Genomic DNA, 10,966 nt, shown 5'->3' with positions numbered 1-10,966 from the left:
GACCCGCCGCTCATTGCCAAGGTCGTTGGGGCGCTGATAGTCTTGATGGTGTGAGAGTCCACTTTCTCGGGTCCGGGGACGCCTTCGGCAGCGGCGGCCGGAACCAGACCGCGTACCTCCTGGAGGATCGGTCGCACCTGTATCTCCTGGACTGCGGCCCCTCGACCTTGCCGGCCCTCAGGCGCGCCCGCCTGGACCCGGCGAACCTCGACGCGGTCATCCTGAGCCACCTGCACGGCGACCACTTCGGCGGGTTGCCCTTCTTCTTCATCCACTACCTCTACGACCAGCCGCGTACGCGTCCGCTGCAGATAGCCGGGCCGCCGGGCACCGAAGAGCGTGTGCGCGCCCTCATGGAGCTCATGTACGGCAAAAAGGAGCTGCCCTTCGCCGTCTTCTCCGAGCTTCAGCTCGACACCGTCACCGCCGTGGCCGGCGCCGAGGTGCTGGCCTTCCGTGTGCCGCACCAGACCGACGCCGTTTCCCTGGGACTCAAGGTGACGGCGGCGGGCCGCACCGTGCTTTTTTCGGGCGATTCGAGCTGGACGGACCAGTTCGTCACGCACAGCCGCGGCGCGGACTTGTTCATCTGCGAATGCTGCTACTACGACGACACGTCCGCCTCACACATGAGCTACGTGCAGATCGCCGCCAACCGCGACCGCCTCCATTGCAAGCGGCTGATCCTGACGCACATGGGGGAGGAGATGCTGGCGCGGCGGCCGTCGCTGCCGGTACGGACCGCGGAAGACGGGTTGGTGGTGGATCTTTGAGGCCGGTTCCGGCGGGGAGTGGAGGCGCGCTGCGCGGGCGCGCCTCCACGTGGCTCACATGCCGTCTTCGACCGGTGGCGTGTAGAACGTGAAGTCGCCGGCGTCGAGGTCGCTCGCGGAAACGCCCGTGAGCCGGATGATGTCTCCGCCTTGCGCCGAGAGGTCGATGACGGTTTCGGTGTCGGCGGGCAATATGCGCAAGGCGCTGAAACCGGAGATCCGGGTGAAACCGCTGAGGTCGATCTTGTCCTCATTGGGGGCAAAGTCGGTGATCGTGTCCGCACCGTGGCCGGGTGCGAACACGAATGTGTCCGCGCCTGTGCCGCCGGTCAGAACATCCGGGCCCGGGCCGCTGACGAATTCTTCGTCGATCGGCGCCGTGTAGAACGTGAAGTCGTCGGCGTCGAGGGCGCTCGTGGAGACGCCCTTGAGCCGGATCGTGCCTCCGCCATTTGCCGAGAGGTCGATGACGGTGTCGGCACCGGACACCGACAACTGCACGGCGTCGAAATCGGCGATCTCGGTGAACCCGGTGAGGTCGATGTTGTCCACGTCGGGGGTAAAGTCGGTGATGGTATCGTCGCCGTGGCCGGGTGCGAACACGAACGTGTCCGCGCCCTCTCCGCCGATCAAGACATCGCGGCCCAGGTTGCCGACGAGCGTGTCGTCACCGTCATTGCCGATGATCGTGTCGTTGCCGCCCCCGGTGTCGATGTAGTCAGGCCCGGAGTTTCCCTCTACGTGCTGGCTCGCGTACTCTCCCTTGGGCCAGACCGTTTCGCTGGTCGTGCTCGGGACGACGTGCTGCTGTGTATGCGTGACGAAGACGAAGTCGGATGCATCGAGGTCGGTGGCCGCCACATTCTGAAGTCTGAGGGTGCCGCCGCCGTACTGCGTCAGGTCGATGACCGCGTCGTCACCGTCGGCTTCGATGGTGAGTTGTCGGAAGGTCCTGATGTCGAGCAAGCTGACGTCGATGCGGTCTTCTCCCGAGACAAAGTCCGTGATCGTGCTGGTACCGTGTTGCGAGTCCACCAGGAAGGTGTCCAACCCGCCGCCACCGGTGAGGGTATTGGTGCCGCCGCCGCCGTAGAGCAGGTTGTGACCGTCTCCCATGACGGCGACGTCATCGCCGGGAGTTCCTATGTACTGCTTGCCGTAGTTCAACAAGAACTGGTCAAACCCCGCCGTTGCCGAATAGAATGTGAAGTTGTCCGCGCTCAACGCGGTGGAGGCAACGCCTAGCAGGCGAATCGTGCCGCCTCCGTGCGCCTCGAGGTTGATCACGGAGTCGGCGCCATCGGCGGAAATGCTCAGACTGCCGTAACCCGCGATGTCGGTGAACAGAGCCAGGTTGATGAGGTCTTCACCGGGTCGGAAGTCGGTGATCGTATCGTTGCCGTCGCCGGGTCCGAACACGAACCTGTCAGCGCCGGCTCCGCCGGTCAGTGTGTCGTCGCCGGCCTCGCCGATCAGGGTGTCATCCCCGGCCAGTCCCGAGATTATGTCGTTGCCGCCACGGGTATTGATCCAGTCCCTTCCGCCTCCTCCTTCGATGCTCTGATAGGAGGTGTCCCGTGCGTTGAGGATCATGGAGGCACCGCGGTTCGAGTCGGTCAGCTTGATGTAGGTTACGGTCGGCTTGGGGACGAAGGCGAAGTCGGATGCATCCAGGTCGCTTGCCGTGACGTGCTCGAGTCTCACCACGCCCCCGCCGAATTCGGTCAGATCGATGACCGCGGTGGTTTCGTCCGCCGTGATGGTCAGTTGGTCGAAGCTCTTGATGCCGAGTTGGGCGACGTTTATGACGTCGTTTCCCCGGGCGAAGTCGGTGACCGTGCTGGTGCCGTGGCCGGGCTGTATCCAGTACTCGTCGTTCCCCAGGCCGCCGGTTATCGTATTGGTCCCCCAACTCCCTTCGATGATGTCGTCACCGCCGCCCGCGTCAATGACGTAGTCGTTGTAGTTCATGAACCCCGTCAGGAAGATCTCGTCCACTTCGGTCAGTGTGACCTCGATCGCTTGCGTGGGCTCGTACCTGAAGTCGTCCGCGTCGAGGACATCCAGGGCAACGCCTTGCAGGCGGATGAGGCCGCCCCCGTGTGCCGTGAGGTCGAGCAGGGTGTCGTTTCCGTCGGCGGTGAGCGTCAGTTGGTTGAAGCGCTTGATTTCCGTGAACGCGGCCAAGTCGATGATGTCTTCATCCGGAGTGAAGTCCGTTACGATGTCGTCTCCGTGTTCGGGTTCGAATACGAAGACGTCCTTGCCGGTCCCGCCGGTCAGAGTATCGTCGTGTTTTCCACCGTTCAGCCGGTCGTCGCCGCCCCCGCCGCTCAGGATGTCCAAACCGCCCCCTCCGTAGAACCCGTCCTCGTCGTCCCCTCCGATGAACTCCTGGCTCCGGGGGTCTTCATCCGAGAACGATATGGTGAGGGGGCCGTGCTCGGCGGTGAAACGCGGCAGCGCGGTCGTCTCAAAGACGAAGTCGGACGCGTTCAGATCGCCGGCCGCGACGTTTTCGAGCCTTACGGTACCGCCCGCGAACTCCGTGAGGTCGATGACCGCGGCGGTCCCGTCGGCCGTGATGGACAGTTGGGAAAAGCTCCTTATGGCGAGGCGGGAGACATCGATGACATCCTCGCCCCGGGCAAAGTCCGTGATCGTGGTGTCGTCGTGGAGCTGCAAGGGAAGGTTGCCCCACATCATGCCATCTACGATGTACTTGTCCGACCCGTCGCCCCCGGTCACGAGGTTGTTGTCGCGACTCAACGTGACGGTCTCGTCCCGGTCTGTACCGACCACGAAGCCGCCGTTGTACGACGACGAGATTTCCAGTGGGCGGGCCGCCCTGGCCAGTATGAAGTTGGAAGACCGCAGGCTGCTTGCCGCGACGTTCTCCAGCCGGATAGTGCCGCCGCCGAACGCGGTCAGATCGATCACGGCGGTCGTTCCTTCCGCCGTGATGGACAGTTGGTCGAAGGAGGTGACGCCAAGGCGGCTGAGTCCGATGAAGTCCTCACCCGCGGTATAGTCCGTGACCGTAGTGGTGCCGTGCCCCGGCCAAGCATACACCACGTCGTACCCGGCACCAAGGGTCACCGTGTTGGTGCCGCCGCCGGCATAGACCAAGTCGTGGCCGCCGCCCATGTCGATGGTGTCGTCCGCGGTGTCGCGTTCGTCGGCAAAATGAAAATCGTGGGCGTCCGTGTAGGTGAAATTGTTTCTCGTGTCGCTGGTGGGCATGGCTTGTACTCCCTTCCCACACAATGTGCATCGGTCCATGAGCACCGTGGGGTCAGGTTTTCCACATGAGTTTCCAAAATCGGGGAATAAATGCAAAAACACAAAAAGTCAAGGATTATTACAAAAAACATATCAAACCCATCGTGTTCCAGAAACCGGGAGATGGCCACATCCGGGTGTTTGAGCGTGGCGGCGCAGGGTCGGCGCAGCTTGACAACCCGCCGGCCGTCTCCTACAAACCCGCCATGCCCAAAGTCACTTTCATGCCCCTGGGACAGAGCTTCGAGGTTGAGGACGGCACCACCATCCTGGTGGCGGCGATACGCAACGGGGTCAAGCTGCGCCACGATTGCACCGAGGCCATCTGCGGCACCGACAAGGTGAAGATCCTGGCCGGCCAGAACAACCTGAGCCCCATGGACGACAACGAAGAGCTCACGCTGTCCATGCTCGAGTCGGACGCCGCCGACCGCCTGGGCTGTGTCGCCAAGGTGCTCGGCGACGTGATCGTGGAGATTCCCGCGGAGTAACGGGAGCTCCCGCCTCGAAAAGCACTCCCCTACGACTTCCATCCCTGGGCCAGGCTTTGCCGTCTTGCGTCGTCGTCCAGCACCTGTGCGCACGATTCCCAATCGACGGGCTTGACCTCGTGGTAGCGGATCTCGAACGGGTGCTTCTCCGGCACCATGTCGATGGTCTTTCTCGCTTCCTCCAACTGACCCAGGGCGACTTGGATCCAGACGTCTTCGAGCGTGTCCGGCAACTGCCCGAATAAGCCGGAGATGTCTTGCAGACGTTGCGAGAGGAGTTGATGCACACGATCCTCCACCGAGCCCGCGTAACGCAGGTTGTAGACATCGACTTCGGGGCGAACCTGCCCAATGCGCTGAATACGGCCCTTGCGCTGTTCGAGGCGGGAGGGATTCCAGGGTAGGTCCAGGTTGATAAGGGTACCCAATCGTTGCAGGTTCAGCCCTTCCGATGCCGCATCCGTGCCAAGGAGCAACCGCAGTTCGTCCCGGCGCACGGCGTCCTTCAGGGCGTCGCGATTCCGGCGTTCGAAAATACCGCCGCGCATCGCGCCCGAACGGTTCACACCCGCGTAGATACCGATAGTCTCGTCCGGCAACTCACGCGTAAGCTGGTTGGCCAGCCACCACACCGAGTCGTAATATTGACTGAAGACGATGCAGCCGCGCTCCAGCCAACCGTCGTCCACAAGCAGACGCGTGACGGCGGCGGCCTTCGGATCCTGATGCCGGTTCGCTTCCATCGCCTGGGCGAGCCGCGAGAGCACTTGGCGTTCCTCGTTCGTCAGGGTGCCAAGCCGGTCATCCTTCTCCTCGTCATCGTGGTCATCGTCGTCAAGTGCTTCCCACCCGTTAAGGATCCTCGTGACTGTGAGGAGTCCCGCCTCGATAGTGCTGCCCAGGCGGCGCAGCAACATGGTGCGGAAAAATCCGGTGTTCGAGCGCTCACCCAGCAGCTTGCAGAAGTCCTCCGCGAGAGCGTAGGCGTCCTCCAGGAACGGCGGCAGCTTGATTGCGTCATCGTCCGATTCGCCGTGCAGCCGAATCCTTACGGGCGCGAGGTAGGGCTCGCCCGTGCCGGGATCGACGGTGCTTTCCAGATACTCCCGGGTGCGCCTGACAATTGTGCGGATATAGGGATTGTGGCGCTCGATAAAGCGTTCGAATCCGTTTTCGATCCGCTGCCTGTCGGGTGGACGCAATGCCTCCACCGCTCTCCCCGGCGCATACGCATCGTCGTCCGACAGGGAAAGCGACCGGCGCAACATCTCGAAGTCCTTGTCCTCCGTGCGCGGCGGCAGGGGATTGCGGATCCACTCCCAACGCTCGTGGAAATCGACAGGTGGTGACGCCTTGCCCAGAAGCATGTCGAGAGACCCTTGTGGCCGGCGCCAGCGGCTTCCCGGAGCCCCCAGTACGGCTTCCGAACCTCGCGCCAGTGCATCGAGGAGATCGTAGGCCTCAATGGGATGGAGTTGCACCGGCGTTGCGGTGGCGAGCAGCAGGCTTTTCGTGCGCGGCGAAATCCGTTGCAGAAAGTGCAGAAGATTGTTCGGCTTGGCTGATGCCCACGGTTGGTTCATGCGGAAGTTCCGGCGCCGTGCTCTGTGGGCTTCGTCCAGAACGACGCATTCGAAGCGCATGTTTGCCAACAACTCCACCGCATCGCCGCCGCGCGTAATCAACCCTGTGGATACGATCCCGACCCGACGCGGACAGCGCCGAATGGCTTCGTCGCCCGTTCCTGGATGCTCGACGCCTTGCTCGTCCACCCACTGTCCGCCATCCCATATCGCCGATGGCAACCCGAGCAGCGTGTCGAGTTCGTCCTGCCACTGCTGAAGCAGCGGTTTGGGGGCAAGGACCAGCACCGGCCGATCGCCGATCAGAGCCATGAGCTGCGCCGCCATCGCGAGTTGGAGAGTCTTCCCGAGACCAACTTGGTCGGCCAGCACGAAGCGCGCCCCATGCGTCCCCCGATGGGCGTCGAAGGCGAGCTTCACGAAGTGCTTTTGGTGTTCCCACAGGCCGACTTCCGTTCGGTAGACCGGCGACTCGACGACGACCGGTGCGGGGTCAGGTTCCTCCCGCCAATCACTTATATTCCGTACCAATTCGCGACGCGAAAGGCGATCGAGGTCCTGCACGACGAAATCCGCGAGACCCACCGCGAAGGGCGACGACCAAAGGGCATTGAACTCTTCCTGAACCCACGCCACCGCCTCCGTCGAGTCGTCCTCCCAGATGAGTTCGTAGTTGAGGCGAAATGCGGTCTTGGATTCGTTCGCGCTACCCAGGAAGGAGGTCTGCCGTCCGTCCGCCAGGGTGATTACGCCAGCCTTTCCGTGAATCAGGCCGAAGATTTCATCGGGCAATACGCGAATCTCGATCTTTCCTGAACGCAGGAAGTCGGAGAGTCGCTTGAAACGCGGCTTGGCGGCATCACCGAGGTCCTCGGGACGGGAGTCGCACCATTCGCGGCGTATGGCCGCCTGCCCCGCCTTCGCGACCTCCACATCGGCACGGGAGAGGCTGGAATTGCACACGGCGCGCACCTTGCCTTCAACGCTCTCCAGCGCCTCACCGGCGACTTCCAGGATGGACGAAGAGAAGTAACCGGCGATGCGGTCGTAAAACTTGGCCCCGGTAAGCCGGTTGGTAAGAAAGCTGGCGTCAAGAGGCTTGCGGCGGGAGGAATGTCGTTTGAGCATCGCGAAATCAGCCTGCGTAGGTCAAAACCTGAAGAATGCATGATGGAGGTCGATGGGTTCAGCCGGCTTTGGACGCGAGTGACGGCTGCTCCAAGCCCAGGGCGCATTGGAAGTCTGGGAAAATCCCAAATGTTCGGGCCGGCGCCCCTTTCGGGTCAGGTATTTGTTGATTCCCGCAGTCGCGGTATCGGCATCACCCGACAGCAAGTACCCGGCCATGAAACCGACCGAGTGATTACCGGCGTATTTCCCCGTCTTGAAACGGTCAATACCTTCGACGACGTACTCACGACAAAGATCCGTATCGTTTCCTGCAACCCGTTTGCACTCGACAATTGCATGCGGATCGTGTTCGCCGAGTTCCTCGCGAATGTCCTGAAAAAAGATGGGGATGTCTGTTCGTCCGTCAGGCGTCGAGACGGCAGTACTTGAACGAGACTCGGTCCCGGGTAAAACCGTCATCTTCTTGCGCCAATAGTCAGCCGTCTCCGCCAGCGCTTCTCTCATGCCGGCTCGAAGACATTCCGTTATTTGTACCTCGCCCGCGTGAGGATGGGCGTTGGGAGAGGTCAATGCTCGTTTCCAGCCTGAATCAAGAATCCGCAGAATGGCGTCGCGGCGTTCGCCCTGGATGTCGATGAATTGCTGGCCAAGAGCTCCGGGCGGGGGCATGTTGTGCTTCACGTTGTATGGCGACCGTAGACGCTGTCCTTGACAACGGCGTCCGCGTCTTCCAGCCCGCACACGCCCAACCAATGCCGGCGCGCCGCCGGCTTGATAATCGAGACCTCGTCCCTTGTGTGTACTCGCAGCTCTCGCATGCCGACGAGTGCATCCGTGATCTGAACCTTGGTGCGGTCGCCGATCCGCGCGAGTACTTGACTGAGCGTACCATCGGGAGAAACGATCTCTATCACGGAAGGACCGGGCACATCCTCAAGCACGAATCGAATGGCTCTGAGCGGTGCGTCTCGCTCCACATCATAGATTTCTGCCCGCATTCGCCGCCGGTTCGACGCCGACAGCCATCCGTCCATTGTGGATAGAAACGCGTGTGCATAGTTCCGAAGTTTATCGGAGTTAGCAGGCGCGATGGATTCAAGTCGCCCCTGCTTCCATTGCCAACTCGCCCGAAACAGACCGTCCTGCACGACGATGCGATCGGTTTTGTCCAGCCCATATAAATCGAATACGCAATTGTCGAGAGACTCCCAGTCGTCGTCGTCGGGGGCCTTGCGATGGAAGGTGCGTACTAGTTGAACGACACGTTTGCCGGCATCGGATTCGACAGCTTCATTTAATTCTGGCATCGGCATAGCAGCGATGTCCCTGAGTTTCAGTCGCTGTATCCACAGTCCGAAGGTCGACCCAGTCATCAAGAAGTACCACGACGCTAGAGCGGAACTAAGTACTCCGGAGACAAGGTATGCAGTTTCGGGTGCGTTGCGGGAAAATGACACACCGTTGTAGGCGTCCGTGTACACGACGTCCCGTCCGGCAACAGCGGTCACAGGACGCGGACCGCCTTCCATGAACTCTCCCACGAGTAGAAGTGGAGCGCGGTAGGTCTCACGCTTCCTTGGCCACTGAACCTTGTCGTGTTCGAATCCCGGTAGATTGTCAGAGACGAAGAAGTGCCGCATGTAGCGATCACCCCTGCTGCGCTTAGCGAATGGCAAATTCTTAAGGAAGGTAGCATCGTTATTTCGGTTGTCAGGCTTACCGACTGTCAACCCGTTACTCAGTCGCGTATTCAGCGCGTCGAGCCGCACTTCCAGGGTTTCATATTTTTCCCATAGGTCGTCCAGCAAGAGAAGATCGTGGCGGCGTCCAAGGAACGCCGCTTTGAACAACCCTTGGTTGCGCTTCCAGCTTGCAATTGGAAGCGTGGTGATGTTGCTTGGCGCTATCTCCAAGGTGTGAGTTCGTTCACTAGCGAGTGACCAGGACGCCTGCATGAGGGTCACACGATTGACGGGTTGCTCGCGATGGCGAGCCAGGAGCGCGATGGCGGGCATATTGGCTTTCGGGAACAACCAACCTGAGAGGTCTGACAGATTGACCAGGGTTACCGGCGCAAGGGCCTCGACGACGCCATGAGCCGCCTCGACGCCAGTGGAACTACGGCTGAAAAAGGGTGTCGCGCTGAGGATCATGCCAACCCTCGTCTTGTCGTGCGCGAAGTCCATTGCCCGAGCAACGAAGTCAAGGCTTTGCCCGCGAGGTTGGAGAGGCACGTGTGACACTGCGGCTCGACGGACGGCGGTTCCAGCCTTCCCTTTGAAGCTCCATGGCGGATTACCCACGATGACGTCAAATCTCTTCAATCCCTTGGTTGTTGTGAAAGCCTTTCGTCCACCGGGTGTGTGTTCGATCCCCCGCACGTCGCCGACAAGCAGAGTCCGACCTTCGAGCGGCTCAAACCTGAGTGCATGGGGTGGTTGCGGATCTGGGTCAAGCTCCAGCGCCGCCAGATAGAGGCTGAAAGCGGCGATGCGGACGGCAGCCCTGCTGACATCGACACCGCATAGCTGCTTGTAGAGCGTCTCGCGGATCATTTTGCGACTCGGCTTCGATCCTTCGGACTTGAGGTAAACGAGTCTTCGCAGTGCCTCCACAAGAAAAACTCCCGAGCCACAGGTGAGGTCCAGAACTTGTTCATGACCTGTCAGGCCGTCGAACACCTCGTCCAGCACCAGGGAAACTGCTGCCAATGGTGTGTAGTAGGCGCCTTCGGACTTTGCAGGCGCCGGCGTCTCGCCGCTCGCCTCGGCAGCCGCTGAGTGAACGAATTGTTCGTAGATGGCGCTGATCAATTCCACCGGAATGAACTCGAACCGATAAGGAAAAAGAGACATCTGGCCGGTTTCCGGATCTTCCGCCTCAAGGAACCTCGCGACTCGTTCAAGGTGCCTGGCGGCAGGAACCGACTTCGGTGCCGGCGGAAACATGTCGCCATTGAAGGTCTTTCGAAGCCAGTCGAACAGGCATTTAGTGGCGGAGCGGTCGCGCAAGACTCGGGGCAGATCGCGATGACCGCACAGTCGCATCAAACGCTGGGCGGTAACGATCCGCCTGTCGATCAGATATTTGGTGAAAATGGATCGGCCGACTAGGCTTTGCGCGTCGTCGCGACCGAGACCCATCTCGTCGACGAGGGCGTGTTCGAGTCCGCTGATGTCGCGCAACAAACGGCTATCGACACTGTCCTTGCGGTTGACGCGTTCTTCTCTGCGCCAAAATTGGCCGGTTTCCATGGCCAAGCGGCCGGCGAGCATGTCGAGTTCGGCCAACCTCGTGTCCAGCAGCTTGAATGTCTCCAGCCGGTTCTCATCCGCATCTTCAGGCTGCCGCGGAGCACCGAAGCCGTTGTACAGATCGACGCGATCCGGGGACACGATCCACAGCAAAGGAGAGAAGCCGCGATTCCAGATCTCTTGTTGCCAGTCGGCGATCGGAGCCTGATCCGGTTCATCCACGTATTTGAAGTAAACCGTCAGGTCGGAGGCATTGCTGCCCCAAGGGGCAGAGTTGGCATTGTTCCGCCACCAGGCTTCCGGCTCGAAAGAAGGGAGCCGATCAGGTGCATGCGGATGGGCGAGTGCCTCGCCGGAACCCGCAACCACCACGCTGGATGCGGCAGGCTCACCGTCCGACAGATACCCGGTGGCTTCGAGAACGCGGCTGAGAGGCTCGGCGATCATCGGCG

Annotated in this window: 6 protein-coding genes; 2 read left to right on the top strand and 4 right to left on the bottom strand. The window is 61.2% G+C overall.

The window, feature by feature from the left end:
- The first annotated feature begins 50 nt into the window (after positions 1-50).
- Positions 51-773 carry an MBL fold metallo-hydrolase gene (locus tag OXF11_15900; protein MCY4488576.1) on the top strand — a complete coding sequence of 241 codons (723 nt, stop codon included), beginning with the start codon at positions 51-53 and terminating at the stop codon, positions 771-773.
- Positions 774-827: 54 nt separating this feature from the next.
- Here OXF11_15900 and OXF11_15895 read toward each other — a convergent pair whose 3' ends face one another.
- The gene (locus OXF11_15895) at positions 828-4,016 is read right to left on the bottom strand and encodes a hypothetical protein (GenBank protein ID MCY4488575.1); all 3,189 of its coding nucleotides are present in this window, start codon (positions 4,014-4,016) and stop codon (positions 828-830) included.
- A gap of 245 nt (positions 4,017-4,261) precedes the next feature.
- Between OXF11_15895 and OXF11_15890 the strand changes: the two genes are divergently transcribed.
- On the top strand, positions 4,262-4,546 hold the full coding sequence (locus OXF11_15890; GenBank protein ID MCY4488574.1) for a 2Fe-2S iron-sulfur cluster-binding protein: 285 nt from the start codon (positions 4,262-4,264) through the stop codon (positions 4,544-4,546).
- Positions 4,547-4,575: 29 nt separating this feature from the next.
- On the opposite strand, the gene OXF11_15885 is transcribed toward OXF11_15890, so the two are convergent.
- Genes OXF11_15885 through OXF11_15875 form a run of 3 tightly spaced genes read right to left on the bottom strand, consistent with a single transcriptional unit; the run spans position 4,576 to position 10,961 of the window.
- A complete protein-coding gene (locus OXF11_15885; protein MCY4488573.1) occupies positions 4,576-7,257 on the bottom strand; it encodes a phospholipase D-like domain-containing protein in 2,682 nt (893 codons plus the stop codon).
- A 21-nt stretch (positions 7,258-7,278) separates the two neighbouring features.
- Positions 7,279-7,941 (bottom strand): hypothetical protein, encoded by a 663-nt coding sequence (locus tag OXF11_15880; protein MCY4488572.1) that lies wholly within the window; start codon positions 7,939-7,941, stop codon positions 7,279-7,281.
- Positions 7,938-10,961, bottom strand: coding sequence for an N-6 DNA methylase (locus OXF11_15875; GenBank protein MCY4488571.1), 3,024 nt, complete (start codon positions 10,959-10,961; stop codon positions 7,938-7,940). The genes OXF11_15880 and OXF11_15875 overlap by 4 nt, the downstream gene beginning before the upstream one ends.
- Positions 10,962-10,966 lie beyond the last annotated feature (5 nt).

Source organism: Deltaproteobacteria bacterium (assembly GCA_026712905.1).
Classification (GTDB): Bacteria; Desulfobacterota; Binatia; order UBA9968; family JAJDTQ01; genus JAJDTQ01.
Note: the sequence above shows the minus strand (reverse complement) of the source record. Positions and strands in the feature narration are given on the sequence as shown.

Bases quoted from the DNA above. Each gene is read 5' to 3' on its own strand.
- OXF11_15895 (MCY4488575.1), bottom strand. From the start codon at position 4,016: ATGCCCACCAGCGACACGAGAAACAATTTCACCTACACGGACGCCCAC.
- OXF11_15890 (MCY4488574.1), top strand. From the start codon at position 4,262: ATGCCCAAAGTCACTTTCATGCCCCTGGGACAGAGCTTCGAGGTTGAG.
- OXF11_15875 (MCY4488571.1), bottom strand. From the start codon at position 10,961: ATGATCGCCGAGCCTCTCAGCCGCGTTCTCGAAGCCACCGGGTATCTG.
- OXF11_15885 (MCY4488573.1), bottom strand. From the start codon at position 7,257: ATGCTCAAACGACATTCCTCCCGCCGCAAGCCTCTTGACGCCAGCTTT.